Source organism: Psychrobacillus vulpis (genome assembly GCF_006861825.1).
Classification (GTDB): Bacteria; Bacillota; Bacilli; order Bacillales_A; family Planococcaceae; genus Psychrobacillus; species Psychrobacillus vulpis.
On record NZ_VDGI01000001.1, the window covers coordinates 320,954 to 342,925 of the forward strand.

Below are 21,972 nucleotides of genomic sequence, written 5' to 3' on the forward strand. Positions count from 1 at the left end.
CGTTCCTCCACTGAGGTTCTTCTATATATTACAAGAACAGTAAATTACTTTTTGAATTTAATAAAGATAATTAAATACCGTCTACTAAATCTTGCATCGCTGTTTTAGCAGCGTCTTCTAATTCTTGTGCTCTATCCGCGATAAGCTCTTCTTGTTCCTGTACCATAAAGTTTGTCATCATCGTTACCCAAACTCGAACTTCTCCGATTCTTGTATCTATTAATTTCTTAATTTCATCTGTAGTAGATGAAGCTTGGTTGTCTAATTGTGTTTGTAGACTAGATTTAGCATTTTCAATTGCAGTCCGCAAATCACTAAGAGCTTGGTCAGTTGTTGATGTAAGTTCTGTATTTAATTTTGTCTGAGCAGCTTGTCCAACTTCATCTGTATGGCTTGCCATATTTTCAGAAGCTTTTCTAGCAGCCTCAGTCCCAGCATCAAAAATTCTTTGCTCGGCATCTACTATAATGTCTTCAAATTGTTTATTCATATACCCTTCAATCTCTACTTTCTTTGTATTTATTGATTGAAGGTGTTGACTAAGTTCCTTATCAATATTAGTATTCGCAGTTGTACGAGCAGTTTCCTCACTACTATTAATTTTTGTAGTAGCGCCTACTTTCAGTTCATTAAATTCAGTCTTTAAATCTTCCTTTTTTCCATTTGCATATTCGGTTATTTCGTTCTCCATATCAGCTTTAGCACCATTAAACTGTGTATCAAACCAAGCTTTTAAATTTTCTCCAGCACCTGAAGCTCCAAATGCTACTCCAGCACCAGATGCTAAAGTTATCACTAATGTTCCTGCAATAATTTTACCTTTTACTGTTTTTATCAATGTTCCATCTCCCTTTAATTTTAATGACTAAATACTTCTGTTAAGATGTTATGAATTTCTGAATCAATTTCGCCATCTAATTTCACATTTTCAACATAATTGTCGAAGCTATTATTTTGTAAGTCTGAAACAGTTTGTTCTAATTCACTTCTCTTGTCACTTTGATATCTTTGAATACTTGCTTGTGCTTCTTTTTTCTGATTGTCCCCAAAATTTTCTATTGCAGAATCAAAGCTGTGGATTGATTCCATTATGAAACTACTAGCCTCTCCAAAGGTTTCGGTAATATCAGTGGATACAATATTTCTTTTTTTCTCCCCCTCCTTTTGGAATGATTGTCCATACCATTTAGAAAGAGAGTTTTGTGGTATACCACTTGCATAAATCGTACTAGATCCTAACAAAACAGTAATGAGTATAAAGATTACAAGTATCTTTTTTATAGATTGCTCCCCTTTCTATTTGCCCTTCTTCAATCTATTCCAATATGTTCAATATTTATGACCAATATTGTCCAATATTATTGCGATTATCCAATTTTTATATATAGAAGTACTTGGCTGAGGAGCTACAGAAAATAGTTGCCTCCTTTAAGGTATTCAACTAACAAAAAAACGCAGCGTATTGATTACGCTGCGTTTTTGCTAGATATGCTCATTTAAGTTTCCACACTTTTAATTTACCTATTCTTTCCCAGTCCGCATTTAATGCCTTTATGAGCGCTTCATTAGATTCATAGCCAACTATATGATCAGCAAAGTGATTTTGATTAATTGTTACTACAATGTCTGTCCAAATGGAATCACTATCTTCTTTAGTAGAAAATACATTCGATACTCCAATCGTGTCACCACTGATATTTACTATAAAACCAGCAGTGATTACTTCTCCTTCATTTGCATATATAGAGACGCAGGTGTTAGATAATATATCTGGCTGTATAATTCCATCTAACTCTGCTGCAGTATTCCAGTTCAGCAGTTCCTCGATTGACTGAATTTTTCTATAAGAATTTTTACTGGAACTTACGATTTTACTATTGTCATAGTAAATCCAACTAGCTTCAAATAAAGCTTTGAACTTTTCTTCATCTAATTTCAAAGATGCATAACTATCTTTAATAAATTCTGCTTGTGTGCCTTTGATAAAATTCAAGAGTTCATAGTTAGTAACATCATTATTTAATGTAATAACATCCGGATAATATGTGGGAGCTTTTTTATCTAAACCCCATAAATTGTTTTCCACCCTAGTCTGACATCTATGAAGTAGACTTATTATTTCACACCATTCTGCATTGTTCTTCACTGCTAATGCTTGCTTTGATATCAATTCAATCCCCACTCTCTATAATCTCTTCCGTGTTATGTACATTTTTTTATCAAAATAAAGATCAAAGTAAGAGTATTTTATTGTTACCTTACCCTTCCTTTGATCAGTATTCATGCAATATTTTAATTAATCGAAAGTAATTGTGACTCAACTGATTTGAATATCTCTCCAATGATACTACTAGTTTGATGTACTCCTACATCTGTATTTATCATGATAATAACCGCTGTTTCTAGCAACGGATAGGCTACCATCATACATTGGAATCCTATACCCCAACCAAGTGAAGAGATTTCAATTTCTTGCCCTGATTTATCTAGAAAAATTCCTAAACCAGTCCATTTAAAACTACCTTGAGGAGAGATCATATCCTTAATCTTACTTTCAGAAATACCGAGTTTTCCATTACCCTTTAAAGACTCTATCAATTCATTTACTAGAATAGATAAATCTTTTGGTGTTGTCCAAAGTCCAGCAGCCGCTGAATATGGATATATCGGAAAATTTCTATCTACTAATTTACCTTCTTTATTATGTCCACTACTATAATAATTTTTTCTATCCTCTGGTATTAAACAATCTAACGTGCTACTTTTCATATTTAGCGGTTCAAATATCTGCTCCTGCATAATCATTTTAAAAGGCTTTTCTAAAACGTCCTCTAACAATTGCTCGATTACACAAAATCCTACGTCTGAATATTGAAAGTCGCTTTCAGGTTCATATTTAACTTTAATAGGTTCTGGGCAATAAACAGTATTACCTTCTAATAGGTCAACCATTGTAGGAATACTATCGGTGGGATCCAATACTTCAAAACTCCCTTTTGGGTCCATGAAACCCGATTGATGACTAAGAAGTGTTCGTAAAGTCACTCTTTTAATCTGAGTGAAGGGACATTCAGGAACCTTCCATGATTTCAATCTATTATTTACATCCTCATCTAAATCTAGAATCCCTTGTTCAACTAGCTTTAATACGAGCATTGTCGTGACAAACTTACTTATCGAACAAGCATTAAAAAGGGAGTCCTCGTTTACTTTCCTATTAGTACCATTCTCAAGAACCCCAAACTCAGCCAACCTGATCTCACCTTGATTGATAAGTGCCATACTCATACCTTGAACATTATAATGCTGCATACGTTCATCAATATTTATACTTTTAAGTTTCATATGAGTTAAAGCCCCCTAGTTGTATACGTTTTTAATCCCTCAAAGCACTTGTAAGGATAGGCACCTACCTATATAAAATTCCAGCCAACTTCCAACTTAGTGGCTGGACATGAATCGCTATTACCGTTTTACTAATGTCTTGTAATAAATAATAGTTGCTTGTAATTCACCAAATTCCGATTTAGCATAGTTAGGAATCATTCCTGCTTGAATATAACCTAATGAAGTGTAAAGAAGATTAGAAGGATCTCCTTCTCTTGTATCGAGTATTAATAAGGATCTTTCCTCTTTAATAGCCCTCTCTTCGGCTTTTTCCATTAAAAAACGACCTATTCCGTTTCGTCGATAATTAGGATGTGTCATTAGCTTAGCAATCTCAGCTCTATGAACACCATTTTGCTTTGTACATAAATGTAGCTGAACACTTCCAACGATTCTATTGTTTCTTTTAGCAACAAATAGTAATACTCCTGGATTTAATACTTCTTCCCAATAGGTCATAGCATCTGACAGTTTCATTGGTGGTAAAAAGCCAATCGATGCTCCATCTTCTACTACCTGAATTAGAAGCTCTGATAACTCTTCCATATGTTCTTCAGTAGATATTAATTGTTCCATTTTCATTTCATTAACCATCGCAATCACCTCAATTTAATGTGTTTCTATCTACAAAACAGATTCGACAAGACGTTTGTTTCTTCCTTTTTTTTAGTTACGAAAAACGCAGGCAGCCCTTTAAGTGCATCTAGTCTTCATTGTTTCTAGCATGCTTTTGGACAGTACGTCGACTATATCATTACCGAATAAGTTTTAAGAAGGACGGGAAGTGACCAGCCACCTCCTGTCCCTCTTTTTTGTAATCCTATGGCTGTCGTTTGTCCATCGCTCGCTTGAAACGGTTGGGGTCAGATTGCTTTTCCTTTAGACTAATTAAAGAAAAAGTACTTTCAAACTCTTAAAGCAGGGCACAAGGATATAATTTACCGCATGGTCTAGGCTGTCTAGCTTTTCCTGTAGGAATCGAGCGGACGCTTCTCCAAACAACTTGATGTATGCTCTATTAAAGCACTATCCATTTCTAGAAATGGCATGTTGATAAAAGAAAAGAAGCAGTATCTCTAAATGGAGAAGCGAAGAGCACCCTTTATTCTTTTCTAGAAAATCGTTGAAAAAGGCGACACTCCTGCGGGATAAGCGTTAGTCGAAGACCCCACAGCGAAGCGAGGAGGCTGAGGCAACGCCCGCGGAAAGGGAGCCATTTCGACGATTTTCTTATCTATTGTTTTTTTACAACTCCTTCTAGAAAAGCTGATTATATGTACTTTTCCAACGTCCTCAGTGAGTTAGAGGAAGGCTAATGGCGCCTCCAATCTAAGTTTGCCACATCCCATGGCAACGGTTGCATGACGCTCGCCCCATGGAAAGCGAGAGTTTAAGTTTTGGAAAACAAATTGCTTATTGTTTTTATAAACTTTCTTTTTAAAAAAACTCCTCATCCAATTAGATGAGGAGTTCTTATTAAACAATTTGATCAATTATCCCATAGCTCATTGCTTCTTCTGCTGTCATGAAATAATCACGATCGGAGTCTTTTGCAATTTTATCGATCGACTGACCCGTACGATCTGAAAAGATTCGGTTTATTCGTTCTTTCATTAGCATTATACGTCTAGCACTAATTTCGATATCACTTGCTTGCCCTTGTGCCCCTCCGAGCGGCTGATGGATCATAATTTCACTATTCGGCAGTGCAAAGCGTTTTCCTTTTGTACCTGCAACGAGTATCGTCGCTCCAAAAGATGCTGCCAATCCTGTACAGATTGTGCGTACATCAGGCTTAATGATTTGCATTGTATCATATATAGCAAATCCCGCACTAACTGATCCGCCAGGGCTATTAATATATAGAGAAATATCTTTCTCCGGATCCTCCGCCTCTAAAAACAACATTTGCGCTACAATATTGTTCGCAACTACATCATTAATTTCTGAACCAAGGAAAATAATCCGATCTTTCAACAATCTTGAATAAATATCATAGGAACGTTCACCAAATTTTGTTTGCTCCACCACATACGGAATAAGATTAGACATTTAAAATCTCCTTTCTATGCTACAGCTGAAAATTCCTTTTGTTTCAACCAAGCTATCTGCGATAATAATGCTGATAACTCTAATTGATAAAATGGAATGAATAGGACTCCACCATTTTTCTTTGGAATTGAGATTAGCACATAAGGAGTAATGCCGCCCACAAAAGAATGAACTATTGGGGATGAATGGATAATGTTCTGATTGCTTCTAGCATGCATAGAAGGTTCTTGCATTTCCTTTTGATAAAGTCGTAAGACAGCTTCTGAATTTTCATTACTTAAAGCAGTTACATATGGAAATAAGTTTTCTTCATCCAGGTCATATGAGTAGTCATGAATGTTAACTTGTTTTAACTTTTTTCGTGCACGATGAAGGGCTGCTTTGATAGATCCTTCACTATCAGAAAGCAAGCTTGCGGTTTCTTTTATTGTGTAATCGAATCCTAATACGAATAAAACTACCGCTCGTTGTTTGGCTGACAGTTCGTTTAGTAATACCATAATTGTCGGAAAAAATGCCTCCAATGTATGTGCATTTTCTTGTGTAATTTGAGATAAATCTTGATTCATGTCTTCCTCTATTTTTCGTTTACGATGTTTATCAATCCATGTATTAGAAGCAATGCGAAACAAATATGCCTTAGCCATTTGCTTAGGGATTTTCATCCAGCTTTCATAAGCCTTTACTAAGGTCTCCTGCATTAAATCTTCTCCATCCCACTTAGTTCTCGTTAGGGAAAAGCAATACTTTCTCAAATCGTGCATATAAGGCATAATAGCCATCTCAAATTCTTCAGTTATTTCAATGGGAGTTTTTTCAACAAGCGGCCGCATGTTTTCCCCTCCTCCAAATTTGTCTTTCACTTATATAAACGAAAAAATTAATTGAAAAGGTACGGGTAAGGAAAAATAAATGTAATTTCTATTTTACTCTCTATACGTATCGTGTGTTGGTTTAAACAAGTCCTCTTTCGCATCTCTTACCATTGAAAAATGATCAACATTATAATGACCATGCAGTATTTTATTATGATGATTGATAATTTGTTCAGCAGTTAAAATGGAGCTATCAGTTGTGGAGTGTCCATCTCCCACTAATGTGACATCCAAATGATTCACTGTTGCAGTTCTTACAGCTGTGTCGATGCAATGTTCAGTTTTACATCCCATTACGACCACATGCTTAATTTCATTTTCTTCTAAGAAACTTTTCAATGCTGTTCCATAAAACGAATTCGTTGCTGCTTTATCAAAAATTTCGAAAGTAGGTGGGATTGTGATATCTCGATGTATTTGAAAGCCTTCACCTTTTCCTTCAGCAACATCGATATCTCTTACAAAGAGTACTAAAGCATTTGATTCTAAAGCTTGTTCGATGACAAGGTTAATATTAGCAACTAATGCTTCTTTCTTAAAAACACTTTTCTCATTTTGATTTCCTTCTATCAATTCCTGTTGAGCATCAATGATTAATAAAGCCTGTTTCACTAAAAACACTCCTTTTCATTATGAAACTAAATTCCTCTGCTTAAGCACCTTGTTCATTTTGATTGTCATAAAAACCGCCTCCTTTATAATTAAAAATACCATATCTCTAGAAGGTGAAGAAGGTTTTTTGTAGAATTTTTAGAATAATATAATATTAGAGAGGAGTTAATTATGTTAAGAAATGAACTTGTTTCTACATTAGCGATTAGAATATCGCAACTAAAAATAGATCACCCTATTAGAGTTGGGATAAGTGGAATTACAGCTTCCGGAAAAACTACCCTAGCTAATGAGCTAGCTAAGGAACTTCAAAATAAGAACAAAAGTGTAATTAGAACTAGTATTGATAATTTCCATCATCCCAAGATTATTCGATATCGCCAAGGCAAAGAATCGGCTATTGGTTACTATGAGGATGCGCACGATTATGATTCATTCAAAGAAAAACTCTTAATTCCCTTAGGACCTGAAGGGGACCTGCAATATCAAACGATCTCTCTAGATTTAGAAAAGGATGAATTCGTTCATCCTGAGTTGCAAATCGCATCGAAGGATATGATTTTAATTGTGGATGGAACTTTTTTATTTAAAAAGAATTTAATAGACCTATATGATTTTAAAATATTCGTTAAAACCGATTTTGAGATAGCTAGAAAAAGGGGAGCGAAAAGAGAAGAGCAAGCTTTCGGTAGTTATGAAAAAGCAGAAGACATGTTCACCAATAGATATCATGCTGCTTCCAAACTTTATTTGGAGCAACACGTACCGGAGCTTCATGCGGATGTCGTAGTTATTAATAATAATTTGAAGAATCCTGAGTTTAGCTAATCTAATACACAAAATATTTGCAGTTTCTGTTTTCAGTAAAGAAAACAGAAACACTTCTTAAACTAAGCACTCTTTGGCTGAAAATAGCTTTTTGAGAGCCATTTAAGCAAACCAAAAGTACAAAATACCGCTATCATCAATATCAATACTGTCGACCAAAAAGATGAAATACCTAACAGTAGGACGACAAAGTGAATTAGCACTATCAAAATTATGACTGGAATCCCATAACAAAGGCTAATTAGAACATTCGGATTAGATTTGACAGCCTCAGATGGATTTCCCCATTCTGTACTAGGGTTTTTCATATCATAAATAGGAGCGAGCAAGTTATAACAAGTAACAAGGAATAACACAATCAACATCATCATGAAAGAATCCACATTCATGTATCCAAACATAGAATACACAAGAAAACTTGTAATGACCGCAATTATACTCGTTGCAGAAGCAACGATCACTTTTGAAAAATAAATTTTTCTCTCATTAAACGGAAGGTAGAGACTCAAGTAAGAATACTTTCCTTCTCTCGAATACGGCGTACCACTAATATTATTCATACAACTCATTAACAAAAGTGTATAGGCAAAGTACTTCTCAAAATACACTGATTCCGTATCTAAAAAAAGCCAATCTTTTTGAAGGGTTATTAATAAAATTAATGAAATCACAGGTGGAAATAAGAGACCAAGAACGATTTGCATTTTAAAATAAGCTTCCGACTGAATAACCCATAACTCTCGTTGCAAATAATATCCCCATTCGCTTTTCATATTGTACATTCTAGACTTTTTCCTACTGGTTTGACTTATTTCGAGATGACCATTTTTAAAATAATTCATAGAAATGTTTTTTGTTATCATGAAAAAAAGTAGTGAACTTATAATAATGAATAAACTAATGAGGAAGAAAAACATCCAGGACAGACTTCCAGATGTAAACTCGCCTACAACTGTACTAATGAGCGGGAGATGTAAACTTATTTCATATATTAAATTCAACAAAATAGAGATTGACCCTTTCAATTCAGACACATTTGAAAGACCGAGTTCTGAAAAAACGAGGCCAAAGCCCCCTCTTAGGTTATGTTTAATAAACAATGAAAAGGCTACCACTATCATAAATACTACTAAGATATTGGTAATCAAGTACATAACATTGCTGATAAAAAGATGGCGGAAATGACTGATCACTGACAGGATAGACATTAAGAGCAGTGAAGTAAACACATTGGATATAGGTATAAATAATATTAGCTTTACTGCTTCAACGAATTCCATTGAGATAATGATGAATAGCAGAGTTGGAATTTGTATAACAATCGATATACAGACAGGAACAATCAAGCTGCTACAAACTTTGGACGCAACGATTCGCTCTGGTTCAATCGGAAGAGGTGCCATCATATTGAATTCGTGATAGTGAAAAACAGTTGAAATCGACAAATATGCAACAAGAGAGAAAACTAGAATGTTCGAAATGACCAGATTGTATAACATGTATTCTTGTATATCACCTAAAAAATAAATAGCCACATTCACTGCTGTCAACTGTAGGTATAGATAGAAAAAGGCGATAATTAGAACAACCTGAAGCATCGTTTGTTTTGGCCTTGAATAAAAAGAGGAAATAAAAAAAGTTGTAAGTGGGAATTTATGCTTCATTGGCTTGTTTCTCCATAAAGATTGCTTCCAGTGTGTGCTCACCAATTACATTATTAATATCTTCATGTAAAACAATCTTTCCATCTTTTAAGATCGCCACAGTACTACAAATTTTTTCAGCTACATCAAGTAAATGGGTAGAGAAAAAGACAGTGCCCCCTTCTTCTACATACGTCTTTAAAAGTCGTTTAAACATTAATACTGCCGTAGGGTCCAAGCCATTTAACGGTTCATCCATAATAATAATAGGCGGATTAATTGTGAAAGCTGCAATAAGTGACATCTTATGCATCATTCCATAAGAATACGATCCCATCGGATTATGAATTGCTTCTTCCATGTCAAAATTTCTAACAAACTCATTTAGCTTTCCCGTTTGCTTATTATCGTATAATTTCATGACGAAATGAATCCAATCATACCCAGAAATGTTTTTAAACACATTAATCGTATCGGGAATATAGAAGAACTGTTTTTTATATGTAAGTTTTTCTAATTTAGAAATGCCATTAATAGTGATCATTCCCTCATCAGGTTCTAAAATCCCTGTAATGCTGTTTAAGGTAGTAGTCTTACCTGCACCGTTCGATCCTACAAACCCGAGTATTTCACCTTTTTCAATATGTAGTTCAACACCTTGTAAAATCTCTTTGCTACCATACCGTTTTTTCAAGTTCTTAATGGTTAACAACGATTTCTCTCCTCCTATATTGTTTAATCTTGCTGGAATTTTTTCTGGCTAATCCAAAAATGCGAAACTAATAATGTGAACAAGACCCAGAGAAATGTGATGATTAAATTTACATATAGACTAGAATCAACAGAACCAGTGACAAGTAGGGACATGGCATGCTGACTCATTCCTGCCGGATTTATTAAATCAATCGTCGGATGAATTCCGATTATCATTCTACAAATAAGAAGAAACACAATTCCTATTAAAGCTATAACACCTTGTCCATTAAAAATCGTGCTAATCATTAGAGTGAAAGAAACCATAAAAAGAACCCAAGTTAAGTAGATTAGAAGCGCTAAAAGCATATGTGAAATAGGCACATCTGTAAAAAGATAACTGACATATAAGTAAGAAACAAAATAGCCAAACGTTACACTTACTATCACTAACAAATAATTCGAGATGATTTTCCCGGCAATGTAAGACCAAACTGTTACAGGTCTCGTCAAGATAAAAGCAAGCATTCCACTAGCTTTATCAGCCTGAATCATAGCCATCATAGAGATAACAATAATCATAATACCTAGCTGATCAAATTGGGATCCCAGCGTCGTTGCCAACACTTGACCACCTTCCTGTTGAACCATTGTCGGATCAATCGTAATACCTTGTCCTCCACCAAGTGCTCCTAAAATAGCTGGCAAATAATAAGTGAGCACTGGCTGAGTCATACCCAAAAATATAAAAACGATTGGTAGCCAAATAATTTTAAAGTCACGTATCATTTGAAAATATTCTTTATTCATCAAGATAAAAAAGGGCTTCATGCGCTCACCACCAATTTTAAAAATATTTCTTCTAGCGTATCGTTACCGCTCACTTCAAATCGAACAATATCTACGTCATTATCCAGTGCATTTTGAATCAACATATTTTTATGTACATCGATGTTTTCAAGTGTAATTTTCACTTTACTCCCCATCATCTCTGTTTTCTTTACATAAGGCAGCTGATCAACCAATTGAATCCAAGAATGATCTTTTGGTGCAATTTCGACATATACAACTGGTTCATGGTTGCGACTTATCAATTCAGTCATCGTTGTGTCTTCAATTTTCGTGCCGTCTTTAATAATTACGAAACGTTCGCAAATTTCCTCCGCATCACTCAATATATGAGTAGATAACAAAATCGTCGTTTCCTTTTTTATTTCCTGAATTAAATTTAATACTTCCCTTCTCCCGATAGGATCCAGTGCGGAAACTGGTTCATCCATCACGATTAATGATGGTTTATGAAGTAGCGCCTGGGCAATTCCAAGTCTTTGCTTCATCCCCCCGGAGAACGTACGAACTTTCCTATTCTGCTCACCAGTGAGCCCTACTTTCGCCAAAATAGTGGGAATATCTTCAATTAGTCTTTTTTTCGAAATTCCCGAAAGTTGTCCCATAAATAGCAGAGTTTCACGCGCTGTCATCCACTGAAAAAAATTTGGATATTGAGGTAGATACCCAATCTCTCGCTTCATTTTTGAAATCCTCTTGCCATCAAGAAGGACCTCACCTTCATCCGAGTGTAGAATATCCGCAATAATTTTAATTAATGTAGATTTGCCTGCCCCGTTTGGGCCAATGAGCCCCACACATTGTCCAATTTCAAGTTCCATTGAAAATTGATTAACTGCTGTTTTATCTTTAAATCTCTTCGATACATTGTTTATTTCAAGTTTCATTTTGCCGTATCATCCTTTCTTCCAAGTGTAAAATATAATATCGGTCCAATTGTGTTAATAAGTAAAATGATGAGTGCCCACATGAGAACATTTTTTCTTGTTTTCCGATACCGAAATAAATCTATCCATGCTATTAGAATGAGGATGAAGCCCACCGCCAGAAATGGCAAAATAATAGGCAATATTCCCATCCAATCAATATCTCCTAACTCTTCCAATCCATAATGTAATTGCATACTTTTCTCTCCTCCATCAAAAAAAATTTGTATTTTTTATTATCATTATTGATAATGATAATGTAATAACTAGTCATTTGCAATTGTTTTTTTACACATGCTATGATTATTACTAATTATGATAATATTCTCATTAAGAATAACAAGGAGGTGAAAGAGAAAATTGGTTAATAAAGCTGAAATTTTAATGCACCCTGTAAGAATGAAAATCTCCCAGGCTCTCATGCGCAATAAAGAAAACGGCTTAACCCCTCTTGAGATGGTACAAATAATTCAAGATGTCCCGCAAGCCACATTATATAGACATATTCAAGTTTTAATGGATGCTGGTGTTATACGAATATTAAAAGAAAAAAAAATCAGATCCGTGACTGAAAAATACTACACGCTTAATGAAGATGCCGCCCGTCTTAATGCTGAAGAGTGGAGAAATTTAAGCAAGGAAAAAAAGCTGAGTTATATTTCTTACTATCAGCTATCCTTAATGACCCAGTATCAAAATTACCTTTCGAACTTAGAACAGAAAAGCAGTTCAGAGGATCGAGCAACTTTCTCTCTATTAGAATTAAAAATGGATGATCAACATTTCGAAAATTTCCAACGCGAGTTAAACGATCTAATGCTCAAATATTATGAGAAAAAAAATGAAGATTCTAATGTTTCCACGCGTACTATAGCATTTACCATTATTCCAGAATCATAAAGAACCACTATGCAGAAAATGAATTTTTATTATATAAAAATAAGGCTGTCCAATAAGTAAGAAAATCGTTGAAACAGCTCCCTTTCCGGAGGGCACTGAAAAACTCGAATTAGTATTTTTGTAGGAACAATTTGCTGAATTTATTTAAGAGAATTTAGCGCGACGCATGAGACTCCTGCGGGAAAGCGAGACAGACGAGACCCCGCACGAAGCAGAGCGAAGGAGGAGGCTCGTCGCTCGCCCGCGGAAAGCGAATGCCAAAGCGATAAATTCTCCTAGGACTATTTGATAGAAAATTTATTAGAATAACACTTTTTCAGTGCCCTTCCTTTCTGCGGGCGTTGCTTCAGCCTCCTCGCGCAGCAAGCGGGGTCTTCTGCTAACGCTATTCCCCCGGGAGTATCGCCTTTTCCAACGATTTTCTAGAAATTGAAAAAGTATTTAGCTTAATAAATGACGGCTTTTCAGTATGTTCCCCTTTAATAAAACGTAGAGGAAAAAGCTGCTCAACTCCTGCGGAAAAACGGAGCGTCCAAGACCCCACACGAGCGTAGCGAGGAGGAGGCTTGGCGATTCGTCCGCGGAAAGCGAGTAGCTTTTTCCATACTCAACTAGTCTTCACACGATTTATTAAAATAGATGTAACCTTCTCTAGCTGAGGGTATCCATTTTGTACAATTTTGGGCATCATGGCTCTAACAACTCATTGAGGAAAAATAAGAAAATCGTTGAAACAGCTCCCTTTCCGGGAGGCCCTGAAAAACTCGAATTAGTATTTTTGTAGGAACAATTTGTAAATGTGAATATAAAAATGTACATTTTTGCTCGTATAAGGATGTACATTATTGTTTTTTTTACTCTCAACAGCATAACGTGATAAATTATTACAACTTGACATGGAGCCTCTACGGGCATGACTATACCGCCAAAAAACCAGCCGTATCAAGGGCTGGTTAGCCATTCGAGGCTATCATGCCCGCCGCTCCAAGTAAAGTAGTAATAATGCCAAGTGTCAAAAATGTACATCGTTAAACAATCATTTTTGTACATGCTTAAATTATCATTTACAAACAATTTGCTGTATTTAAGAGAATTTAGTGCGACGCATGAGACTCCTGCGGGAAAGCGAGACAGACGAGACCCCGCACGAAGCAGAGCGAAGGAGGAGGCTCGTCGCTCGCCCGCGGAAAGCGAATGCCAAAGCGATAAATTCTCCTAGGACTATTTGATAGAAAATTTATTAGAATAACACTTTTTCAGTGCCCTTCCTTTCCGCGGGAGTAGCGCCTTTTCCAACGATTTTCTAGAAATTGAAAAGTAGAGTAGAGTGTGGGAATTATTGAAGTTCCCCCCTACTTTTTTAGCTTTTTAGACAACCCCGTTTCAGATTAAAGACAAAAGGCGCCTCTTCCTGAGGCAACGCCTCATGACCAACATCGTGTTGGCCCAAGCGGCTCGTCGCTCGCTCGAGAAAAGCTGTAAGCTTCGAGAAAACCTAAATAAAAAGACTGTAGACAACTCGTTTCTTGAGTTTGTCTACAATCTGAAACACCTCTTTAAATTAATATATCTAAAGAGGTTTCTTGAATCTGATAAGTCTATAACAATCAATTATCATTTTTCTGAATTTCATCAAAATATTTCGTCAAGGGAATTTCTCGACCTTTTTCATGCCATTTTTTATACCAGTTGAATACTTGTTCAACGTCACCATCAGCGAACTCAACTAACGACTTCACCTTTAAATAACTTCTCCAGTAATCAAACATAATGCTTGAGAGTGAACCTTGATAAGAGGCATACCCAAAATCATCTAAATTATGTGAACCATAAGCTTCTGTAAAACTTTCCACTAATAACTGTTCAATTCCTGTGATTTCTTGAAAAGTTCCTTCAGACAAACAATACTTTCTTGGTAAGTAAAAGCACATTCCTTCTTCAAACCAAATACTATCGTGCCGATCGTCTTCAAACTCATCTACAAATAAATCAATATGATGTGTCAGTTCATGTGCAAGAACTATAAATAAATGCTCCGAATTAAAGTTTTGATAAAAAGTACGAATATCAACCATTTCCTTATCTTCTAACTGTGCAACCATCAAGTTTTGCCAAACCTCTACTTGCGGTGACATATAAATAAAATCTTCCCTCGTAAACGCTGGTATTGGTATATTCGAAAAAGTCGTCATTGCAAGTTCAGCATTAGTCCAAATAACCCCTTTTGGAAGTGTGGTTAACTGAAAATGCTTTTCCAACACCTGCTGATAGCCTTTTAGTTTTTCCATCATTTCTTTCGTTATCATTTCATAGCTGACCGCCTCTTGTGACGATTCAAACGCTAAAATACTTTTCAACTTCATCCCTCTTTCAACTAAAGTGCTTCAAAGACTATTTATAACAATATCCGAATTTTGGATTGGATTTTCTTCTTGTAAATAATAATCCTCCCCCATCCAGTATCTTCGCTCATATTTTTCCAAACGTTCTTTCATATCACCTAAGTATGTATCTCTTTGTAAAACCCTGTCGTAACGTATATCTTTTGGACAATCCAAATAAATCACATAATCAAAAAAAGCTCTCCATTCTTTTCTTTGTAAAAATATTCCTTCAATTAGTATCAAAGTACATTTTTCTAAGTCAATATTTTTTGAATGACACCGATCATTTGCGCTTTCATAAAATTTTATATCGATATGATTTAGTTTTTGATGAACCGCTTCAAATAGATTTTCCTTTATATATTCTACGTCCCACTGCAGCATATAGTATTCATACCACTCTGGATAACCTGTGTTGTATCTTTTCGCTCGCTCTACTATTAAATCGTCAATGTGAATAATCACAACATTATATTCTTCACTCATCAGTTCTTCTTTTATTTTTTCCGTTATCGTCGTTTTACCTGCTCCACTTAATCCATCTATACCAATAATATAAGGTCGATCCATCTTCTCTAATTGTGTAATTCCTTTAATAACTCTATTAGTGATAGACATAAGCTAACATCACAACTCTTTCTTTTATTCACTAGGCTTCGCATTTAATTTCTTTCCATTTGTTATTAGCTTTTTAATGCAATCTAAATCTCCACCTTATTTTCCTTGACATATAGCATCCATCTGCCAATTAACCTAGCACCATGCTTGAGTTGATTAGGAAGATTGATGCCAGTGAACAAATTATTAAACGTTTCTACGAATCTCTTCTTTACGTTATATAATTTTCTTCTATAAAACATAGATTCTCCTTTCCTTACTCAGAGTCTATTCCAAAGGGCTTTTGTATAAGCTAATTTTAGTCCCGCCCGTTCCATGTTTCGATGACTAGCACTTCCAAAAGCAGCCTCACTTGCAATAAACTTTGCTCCTTTTTCAATAGCAGCCTGAATACGCTTATGGAGTAATACCGATTGCACACCGATTCGACGGTATTCTGGCAATGTTGCTGCCGCAGCTAACGTAGCTATTTCATCTTTTACAAATAACACAGCAATTCCAACAGGAACATCTTTCACATATGCTACAAAAAATTCCCATTCTGGCACATCAAATAAGATTTCATTATTTTGTCTTATACCGCTTTGAATAAAAGAAGGAAGTCCAAAAGCTTTCACATAGATAGAAGCAAATGTATCAAATTCGTCCTCCTTTAAAGACCGAACTTCTATATCGGGTTTATTACCTAACTCCTTTATTTCCAACGCTTTACCAAAAAAGGATGCATGAAAACCAGACTGATAAAATCCTTTATCAGTTAACGCTCTGAATAACCGCTCTGAACTATTTAGAGGTGTAACTTCAATACGAAAATTAATGGAAGACTCCTGATAGAAATTAAATATATCCTCTATGTATGGAATGTCATTTTCATTTAATCCACGAACGGTATTAAAAGCTGGCCCTGGAATATTTTTAACCGCAAAAGCATGCGTTGTTCCTCTAACTAGTTGATGGACACCCATTGGATTGTCTTTTATTGATTGAATTGCACTCAATCTCGATGATAAAGATTGGATCTCTGCTTGTTCTATTATGGATAAATCCATTTAAATCCCCCTTGGCTTCATTAATCTATCCGGTCAGAAAATAATTTATTCGGTCATTTTGCTACCTTACTCATGCATCTAGTTCAAATTCGTCACCAGTTTGTTTTTTTCCTTTTTTTGTTTCAATTGTTTCCCATTTCAAGCACAAAAAAAGATGGCTCGAATATTATCGAGTCACCTTTTCTAAGTTTTATTACCAAACAAATAAACCAACAATCATTGCACTTAATAATGAAACAGCAATACCGCTTACGAGAAGCTTCCATACGTTTTTACCAATAACCGCTGACTTTCCTTCTGATAAAACTGAATTGTACGTTCCGTAAATCATACCAACAGTACTAAAATTCGCAAATGATGTTAAGAAAGTGGTTGCAACAGCGATTGTATGCGGTGGCAGAGTATCTAAATGATTCTTTAAATCCATCATAGCTACAAATTCGTTCGTGGCTAATTTAATACCCATCAATTGCGCTACATACATTGCATCTTGCAGTGGCAAGCCAAGTAAAAAGGCAAATGGACTAAAGATGAATGAAAAGATTTTTTGAATCGTAAGACCATTTACAATGACACCTAATATTCCGTTAAGTCCTGCTGTAAGAGCTACATAACCAATTACCATGGCTAAAATAACGATAACCATATTCATCCCGACTAACATACTATTAGAGATTGTTGAGAAGAAGTCTTTTTTCTCGGATTTAGGTGGCACATAAATAATATCATCTTCTTTTGGCACGTGGACTGGATTCAAAATACTAACTAAAATCAGTGCGTTTAAACAGTTTAGCGGAATGGCACTAAACACATATTCTGCTGGGACCATTGATAAATATGCACCAATAATAGATCCACTAATACTACTCATACTCATTATTCCAAAGGTAAGCAAACGATTGTCCTTTAAGACAGATAACTGATCACGAATGACAGCTAACGCTTCCGTATTACCTAGGAACATCATTTGAATGGAGAAAAAGCTTTCTAGTTTAGGCAATCGTGACACTTTTGAAATAACCCAACCAACTTTATCAATAATCCAAGTTAAAATACCGAAATAGGATAAAATATCAAAAAAAGTTACAACAAAAATTATTGGAAGTAGTGCACTAAAGAAAAAGTCTACCGTTTCATTTGCCATGGCAGTTGGAAAAACAAAAGCAATCCCTTCACTTGCACATTCAATTAACCACGTAAAGAAAGATGCAATTTTATTAATAACCCAGCTCCCAATTGTAGTTCCCAACATAATCCAAGTAATAATCAATTCAAGTACAAGAAGAGAAATAACCGGTCTCCATTTCACTTTTCTCTTATTCGGTGAACATAAAAATACAACGCCCATAACAACGAAAACACCTAATACATTAAGCAAAAAGTACATAAAAGCATCTCCTAGATGTGAATATAAACAAAAAACCCTTATTTTTCATACTTTCTGATGATAGAGAAAGAATAAAAAATAAGGGAATTAGAGAAAGGGTAGATTACACTACCTTCTCCTTCATACTTAATTTAATCAAACTTTCCTGTAGTCTAGTCCCTTTTCAATAATCAGTACATTAACGTAAAGATTATAAACATTTATAAATTCGTATACAGCATAGTATTAACAAAATTCTTTTTTTCATACTGATTAAAAACCTACATAGCTTTGGTATAACGTTGTATTCATTTCTCCTTTTCCTTAAAATAATATAGATGGAAATGGAGGAGTAGTTTTGAAAAAAGGTTATTTAGCAAATGGATTGTTCGGTTTAGGTGATAGATTGGTTAATGAGTTAGTAGCAAAAGAGGTACGAGCAATGATTCCAGGAGTTAATCTATATGTACCTCAAGAAAACATGGCCATTAATGACAAATCGGCTTATGCAGATAGTCTAGCAATTGCCTACGCTGATATTGAAGCATTAAAGGAGAGCGACTTTTTAGTAGCTATTATTGATGGTGTTGAAATTGATGCTGGAGTTGCTGCAGAAATAGGTGCATTTTCTATGTTAAATCGACCTATATTTGCCCTTTATACAGATACACGCCAACAAGGTCGTGACAATGCGAAAAAAATCGATGCATTAGTTGCTGATGGAACTGAAAATCAATTTATGTATCGAAATTTGTTTGTTGTCGGTTTAATTAAACAAAATGGTGTCATTGTAAACTCTATCGAACAATTGGGGGAAGCATTAAAAACTGCAACTTTTTAAGGTTCTATATTGGACAAGGGGTTATCCGATAAGTAAGAAAATCGTTGAAACGGCTCCCTTTCCGGAGGCCACTGAAAAAGTCACTTTTTTTCAAAAAATAAAAACGAAATCCCATAATTCCTTCACTTTTTAGGGTGTTTATGGGGACGTCATGCCAATTTTGATACAAATATACTTCTCAAGTGGTGACTTTATTTTCTGAATTTTGGTTTTTCAGTGGCCTCCCTTTCCGCGGGCGTTGCCTCAGCCTCCTCGCGCAGCTAGCGGGGTCTTCGGCTAACGCTATTCCCGCAGGAGTGTCACCTTTTTCAACGATTTTCTAGAAATTAAAGAGTAGAGTGTGGGAATAGTTTAGGTCCCTCCCTCTACTTTTTTGACTTTCATACACCTTTTTCAATTTTAACAGCACTGATGTTTTAAATTGGTATTCATTATACTATTTTCTAAATATTGTATTATAATAATTTATAATACAATACGGTTACAAAAATTAGCTCAGAGGGGGAAATGCATGAGTTGGTTGATGGGTACGATATTTATAGTGTTTGGCGTCATACTATTACCTTTAGGAATGTTTCAAATACGGGAGGAGTTAGGGAGGAATAGTGATTTGAAAATCGGTAAAAAGGTTTGGTATTTGTTGAAATTAGTGATAGATGTATTAATATCCCCTACATGGTCATCAACCTACCTGTATATCTCCATATTATTTATGGGTTTTGGTTCTCTATTGCTATTAATTTATAGATAATTACTAAGACTTTATGAATATGTCCCATAAAGACTGGACATTTACTGACTTTAGAGAGGAGTGTTCAATATGAAAAACTTATTAATGGTGATTGAAAAGTAAAAGGCAAATGCCATCTCTTTTTAATCCGATTCAATTGTTATCAAACTATGGAATGAAAAGAGGAAGTTTATATGTATCAAGAGCAAGAATTAATCATTCGACCAATTCAACCTGAAGATTTACCTAGACTGTGGGAATTAGCTTTTAAAGATGAAGCTCCAGAGTGGAAGAAATGGGACGCGCCATATTATGAGCATAAGGCGATTCCATTCGAAACATTTATGGAAAAAGCAGAATCATACGTTGCCCGAGATAATATTTGGGCAATTGAAGTAGCCGGTATAGTTTGTGGAACGATTTCGTATTACTGGGAACATGAACCTTCCAAATGGCTTGAAATGGGGATTGTTTTCCACGAAGCACCGAGTTGGGGTAAGGGGTTAGGGACACGTGCTTTAAAACTTTGGGCAGAGCATTTGTTTACAACTATACCACTCGTTCGTGTTGGATATACGACATGGTCTGGTAATGAACGAATGATTCGGGTTGGAGAGAAACTAGGGATGTCAATGGAAGCACGTATACGAAAAGTACGATTATATAACGGAGTCTACTATGATTCAATCCGTATGGGTATTTTACGTGAGGAATGGGAATTATTAAAAACAAAAGCTTAACCACAATACTTTTGAATGAAAAACTGGTTAGAAATAGTCTAACCAGTTTTTTTAATGTATGTTTTCATCACATCTGATTATTTACTGATATAATGCTTGAATAGATTCTATATGATGTAGGTGAATTCCCCCTTATCATACAAACGACCAAGTAGTTTTCTTTTAATCTACTTGGTCGTTTTTCTACATTAGCTATTCCAGCTTTTTTGTAACTTCCGAATATAAATTATTTGCCCAATATGATAGGCATTATGAGTTGTTACATTCCCAATAACTTCCCACCACTTCACGGACTCAGAGAAACCATCTACTTGACTCTCCAGCTTTTCTTCTGTAAGTAAGTCTTGCCATTGTAATAACACCTCTAATAACTGTTCCTTTATCTCAATAAATGTTTGATCTTTTGGAATGATAAAGCTATTATTATTATCTCCAATAGAAGGTACAGCATTTACATGAGATTTTTCGTATCTCGTTTGCCAAGTTTCATTCCAATATAGGAGATGCTGAACAATTTCTGCGATACTATTACAATCTTCGTTCGGTTTCCAAAATGCCTCTTCCTCTGGCAAATTTTTTACTGAGTCTGAAAATGGTAGGTACCAACTAGGATCATTGGCATTTGCTAATAACTGATCTGCTAATACATCTTTTGCATGAAACATTTTTCCACACTCCTTCATTAAACTATTAAATTCTCTTTTAACTAATGAATACCTTTTTATTTTCTCAAAAACTTATAAAAGCGATTTAATCATGTAAATAGCAGTTGCCCAAATGATAATAGCCGATACTTTATTTAAAATGATAAGTAATTTTCCTGATGAGTCTATCTTTTTCATCATGCGCCCGGCAAAACAAAGGCCATGGAACCAACACCATGATACAACGATACATGTCGTCGTAAAAATAATTTTTTCTGTACCTCCATAAACAAGTGAACTTGAACCGATAACACCAATTGTATCGAGTATTGCATGTGGATTTAGTAGTGATACAGACATTGCAAAAAGTACTTGTTTTTTTGCGGTCATCATTGTTAGTTGAGCCTCCGAATGTTCACTCGGTTTCGAACGCCAAGTAATGAATCCCATATATATTAAAAAGACAACTCCAACACCAATTAATATGAATCGCAACCATTCATATTGCATAACCACAATGGAAACCCCAAAGATCGCTAAAAGGATTAAATAGTATCACAAATAGAAGCTGTAATTGTGACAGGCAAAGCTTTCTTAAAAGTCGGTTGAATAGCTCCTTGGTTGAAAACAAATACATTTTGAACCCCTAACGGTAAGATTAAACCTAATGCTAATAAAAATCCGTGAATAAATGCTTCCATGAAAATTCCCCTCTTTCATACTTCCACTATAAAGGAAGAGTTAGCTTACGGAATAGAATCACTGTCGAAAATTATTCGAAGTCAATTCATTTAAGTACATCTTGTCCTAACTGTTGACGGGTTAATAAGACAAA

Annotated in this window: 23 protein-coding genes and 2 pseudogenes; 5 read left to right on the forward strand and 20 right to left on the reverse strand. The window is 35.2% G+C overall.

What is annotated here, in order from left to right:
- Positions 1-70: 70 nt before the first annotated feature.
- The 8 genes from FG384_RS01600 to FG384_RS01635 form a co-directional block, all read right to left on the reverse strand.
- On the reverse strand, positions 71-838 hold the full coding sequence (locus tag FG384_RS01600; protein ID WP_142640802.1) for a hypothetical protein: 768 nt from the start codon (positions 836-838) through the stop codon (positions 71-73).
- Positions 839-858: 20 nt separating this feature from the next.
- Positions 859-1,089, reverse strand: coding sequence for a hypothetical protein (locus tag FG384_RS01605; RefSeq protein WP_142640803.1), 231 nt, complete (start codon positions 1,087-1,089; stop codon positions 859-861).
- A 403-nt stretch (positions 1,090-1,492) separates the two neighbouring features.
- Complete coding sequence (locus FG384_RS01610; RefSeq protein ID WP_142640804.1) at positions 1,493-2,170, reverse strand: hypothetical protein; 678 nt, start codon at positions 2,168-2,170, stop codon at positions 1,493-1,495.
- Between the two features lie 122 nt (positions 2,171-2,292).
- Positions 2,293-3,345 (reverse strand): serine hydrolase domain-containing protein, encoded by a 1,053-nt coding sequence (locus tag FG384_RS01615; RefSeq protein ID WP_142640805.1) that lies wholly within the window; start codon positions 3,343-3,345, stop codon positions 2,293-2,295.
- A gap of 120 nt (positions 3,346-3,465) precedes the next feature.
- Positions 3,466-3,981: a GNAT family N-acetyltransferase gene (locus tag FG384_RS01620; protein WP_142640806.1), complete on the reverse strand. Its 516-nt coding sequence runs from the start codon at positions 3,979-3,981 to the stop codon at positions 3,466-3,468.
- Positions 3,982-4,863: 882 nt separating this feature from the next.
- Positions 4,864-5,439: an ATP-dependent Clp endopeptidase proteolytic subunit ClpP gene (clpP, locus tag FG384_RS01625; protein WP_142640807.1), complete on the reverse strand. Its 576-nt coding sequence runs from the start codon at positions 5,437-5,439 to the stop codon at positions 4,864-4,866.
- Between the two features lie 14 nt (positions 5,440-5,453).
- Positions 5,454-6,272 (reverse strand): RNA polymerase sigma factor, encoded by an 819-nt coding sequence (locus FG384_RS01630; RefSeq protein WP_142640808.1) that lies wholly within the window; start codon positions 6,270-6,272, stop codon positions 5,454-5,456.
- A gap of 93 nt (positions 6,273-6,365) precedes the next feature.
- Positions 6,366-6,926 carry an isochorismatase family protein gene (locus FG384_RS01635; protein WP_142640809.1) on the reverse strand — a complete coding sequence of 187 codons (561 nt, stop codon included), beginning with the start codon at positions 6,924-6,926 and terminating at the stop codon, positions 6,366-6,368.
- A gap of 171 nt (positions 6,927-7,097) precedes the next feature.
- On the opposite strand from FG384_RS01635, the gene FG384_RS01640 reads away from it, so the two are divergent.
- A complete protein-coding gene (locus tag FG384_RS01640) occupies positions 7,098-7,754 on the forward strand; it encodes a nucleoside/nucleotide kinase family protein (protein ID WP_142640810.1) in 657 nt (218 codons plus the stop codon).
- Between the two features lie 62 nt (positions 7,755-7,816).
- On the opposite strand, the gene FG384_RS01645 is transcribed toward FG384_RS01640, so the two are convergent.
- From FG384_RS01645 to FG384_RS01665, 5 genes are read right to left on the reverse strand one after another with little or no spacing between them, the layout of a single operon-like run.
- Entirely contained in the window at positions 7,817-9,418 is a 1,602-nt protein-coding gene (locus FG384_RS01645; protein WP_142640811.1) for a hypothetical protein, read from the reverse strand.
- Positions 9,408-10,109: an ABC transporter ATP-binding protein gene (locus FG384_RS01650; RefSeq protein WP_166462348.1), complete on the reverse strand. Its 702-nt coding sequence runs from the start codon at positions 10,107-10,109 to the stop codon at positions 9,408-9,410. Before FG384_RS01650 ends, FG384_RS01645 begins: the two co-directional genes overlap by 11 nt.
- A gap of 23 nt (positions 10,110-10,132) precedes the next feature.
- Entirely contained in the window at positions 10,133-10,921 is a 789-nt protein-coding gene (locus FG384_RS01655; RefSeq protein ID WP_142640813.1) for an ABC transporter permease, read from the reverse strand.
- A complete protein-coding gene (locus FG384_RS01660) occupies positions 10,918-11,826 on the reverse strand; it encodes an ABC transporter ATP-binding protein (protein ID WP_142640814.1) in 909 nt (302 codons plus the stop codon). Before FG384_RS01660 ends, FG384_RS01655 begins: the two co-directional genes overlap by 4 nt.
- A complete protein-coding gene (locus FG384_RS01665) occupies positions 11,823-12,062 on the reverse strand; it encodes a PLD nuclease N-terminal domain-containing protein (RefSeq protein WP_142640815.1) in 240 nt (79 codons plus the stop codon). Before FG384_RS01665 ends, FG384_RS01660 begins: the two co-directional genes overlap by 4 nt.
- Before the next feature lie 163 nt (positions 12,063-12,225).
- On the opposite strand from FG384_RS01665, the gene FG384_RS01670 reads away from it, so the two are divergent.
- A complete protein-coding gene (locus FG384_RS01670; RefSeq protein ID WP_142640816.1) occupies positions 12,226-12,765 on the forward strand; it encodes a helix-turn-helix domain-containing protein in 540 nt (179 codons plus the stop codon).
- Between the two features lie 1,607 nt (positions 12,766-14,372).
- Here the strand turns inward: FG384_RS01670 and FG384_RS01675 are convergent.
- The 5 genes and pseudogenes from FG384_RS01675 to FG384_RS01695 form a co-directional block, all read right to left on the reverse strand.
- Positions 14,373-15,122: a hypothetical protein gene (locus FG384_RS01675; protein WP_142640817.1), complete on the reverse strand. Its 750-nt coding sequence runs from the start codon at positions 15,120-15,122 to the stop codon at positions 14,373-14,375.
- A gap of 27 nt (positions 15,123-15,149) precedes the next feature.
- The gene (locus tag FG384_RS01680) at positions 15,150-15,767 is read right to left on the reverse strand and encodes a kinase (protein WP_142640818.1); all 618 of its coding nucleotides are present in this window, start codon (positions 15,765-15,767) and stop codon (positions 15,150-15,152) included.
- 95 nt (positions 15,768-15,862) lie between these two features.
- Positions 15,863-16,009 (reverse strand): annotated as a pseudogene (locus tag FG384_RS20095) (NIPSNAP family protein); the annotation flags it as partial.
- Between the two features lie 18 nt (positions 16,010-16,027).
- Positions 16,028-16,816, reverse strand: a complete 789-nt coding sequence (locus tag FG384_RS01690) for a GNAT family N-acetyltransferase (protein WP_142640819.1) — start codon at positions 16,814-16,816, stop codon at positions 16,028-16,030.
- Between the two features lie 193 nt (positions 16,817-17,009).
- Entirely contained in the window at positions 17,010-18,203 is a 1,194-nt protein-coding gene (locus FG384_RS01695) for a NupC/NupG family nucleoside CNT transporter (RefSeq protein ID WP_142640820.1), read from the reverse strand.
- 337 nt (positions 18,204-18,540) lie between these two features.
- On the opposite strand from FG384_RS01695, the gene FG384_RS01700 reads away from it, so the two are divergent.
- From FG384_RS01700 to FG384_RS01710, 3 genes are all read left to right on the forward strand, one after another.
- Positions 18,541-19,023 carry a nucleoside 2-deoxyribosyltransferase gene (locus FG384_RS01700; RefSeq protein ID WP_142640821.1) on the forward strand — a complete coding sequence of 161 codons (483 nt, stop codon included), beginning with the start codon at positions 18,541-18,543 and terminating at the stop codon, positions 19,021-19,023.
- Between the two features lie 511 nt (positions 19,024-19,534).
- Positions 19,535-19,774: a hypothetical protein gene (locus FG384_RS01705; protein WP_142640822.1), complete on the forward strand. Its 240-nt coding sequence runs from the start codon at positions 19,535-19,537 to the stop codon at positions 19,772-19,774.
- A 173-nt stretch (positions 19,775-19,947) separates the two neighbouring features.
- Positions 19,948-20,493 (forward strand): GNAT family N-acetyltransferase, encoded by a 546-nt coding sequence (locus tag FG384_RS01710; protein WP_142640823.1) that lies wholly within the window; start codon positions 19,948-19,950, stop codon positions 20,491-20,493.
- Between the two features lie 188 nt (positions 20,494-20,681).
- On the opposite strand, the gene FG384_RS01715 is transcribed toward FG384_RS01710, so the two are convergent.
- Together FG384_RS01715 and FG384_RS01720 are read right to left on the reverse strand one after the other, a co-directional pair.
- Positions 20,682-21,158 (reverse strand): DinB family protein, encoded by a 477-nt coding sequence (locus FG384_RS01715; protein WP_142640824.1) that lies wholly within the window; start codon positions 21,156-21,158, stop codon positions 20,682-20,684.
- 72 nt (positions 21,159-21,230) lie between these two features.
- Positions 21,231-21,838 (reverse strand): annotated as a pseudogene (locus FG384_RS01720) (LysE/ArgO family amino acid transporter).
- Between the last annotated feature and the right edge of the window lie 134 nt (positions 21,839-21,972).

What these genes read in the sequence shown, in the direction of transcription:
- FG384_RS01605 (WP_142640803.1), bottom strand. Translation starts at nt 1,089, where the DNA reads ATGGAATCAATCCACAGCTTTGATTCTGCAATAGAAAATTTTGGGGAC.
- FG384_RS01615 (WP_142640805.1), bottom strand. Translation starts at nt 3,345, where the DNA reads ATGAAACTTAAAAGTATAAATATTGATGAACGTATGCAGCATTATAAT.
- FG384_RS01620 (WP_142640806.1), bottom strand. Translation starts at nt 3,981, where the DNA reads ATGGTTAATGAAATGAAAATGGAACAATTAATATCTACTGAAGAACAT.
- clpP (WP_142640807.1), bottom strand. Translation starts at nt 5,439, where the DNA reads ATGTCTAATCTTATTCCGTATGTGGTGGAGCAAACAAAATTTGGTGAA.
- FG384_RS01630 (WP_142640808.1), bottom strand. Translation starts at nt 6,272, where the DNA reads ATGCGGCCGCTTGTTGAAAAAACTCCCATTGAAATAACTGAAGAATTT.
- FG384_RS01640 (WP_142640810.1), top strand. Translation starts at nt 7,098, where the DNA reads ATGTTAAGAAATGAACTTGTTTCTACATTAGCGATTAGAATATCGCAA.
- FG384_RS01645 (WP_142640811.1), bottom strand. Translation starts at nt 9,418, where the DNA reads ATGAAGCATAAATTCCCACTTACAACTTTTTTTATTTCCTCTTTTTAT.
- FG384_RS01655 (WP_142640813.1), bottom strand. Translation starts at nt 10,921, where the DNA reads ATGAAGCCCTTTTTTATCTTGATGAATAAAGAATATTTTCAAATGATA.
- FG384_RS01660 (WP_142640814.1), bottom strand. Translation starts at nt 11,826, where the DNA reads ATGAAACTTGAAATAAACAATGTATCGAAGAGATTTAAAGATAAAACA.
- FG384_RS01665 (WP_142640815.1), bottom strand. Translation starts at nt 12,062, where the DNA reads ATGCAATTACATTATGGATTGGAAGAGTTAGGAGATATTGATTGGATG.
- FG384_RS01680 (WP_142640818.1), bottom strand. Translation starts at nt 15,767, where the DNA reads ATGTCTATCACTAATAGAGTTATTAAAGGAATTACACAATTAGAGAAG.
- FG384_RS01690 (WP_142640819.1), bottom strand. Translation starts at nt 16,816, where the DNA reads ATGGATTTATCCATAATAGAACAAGCAGAGATCCAATCTTTATCATCG.
- FG384_RS01695 (WP_142640820.1), bottom strand. Translation starts at nt 18,203, where the DNA reads ATGTACTTTTTGCTTAATGTATTAGGTGTTTTCGTTGTTATGGGCGTT.
- FG384_RS01705 (WP_142640822.1), top strand. Translation starts at nt 19,535, where the DNA reads ATGAGTTGGTTGATGGGTACGATATTTATAGTGTTTGGCGTCATACTA.
- FG384_RS01710 (WP_142640823.1), top strand. Translation starts at nt 19,948, where the DNA reads ATGTATCAAGAGCAAGAATTAATCATTCGACCAATTCAACCTGAAGAT.
- FG384_RS01715 (WP_142640824.1), bottom strand. Translation starts at nt 21,158, where the DNA reads ATGTTTCATGCAAAAGATGTATTAGCAGATCAGTTATTAGCAAATGCC.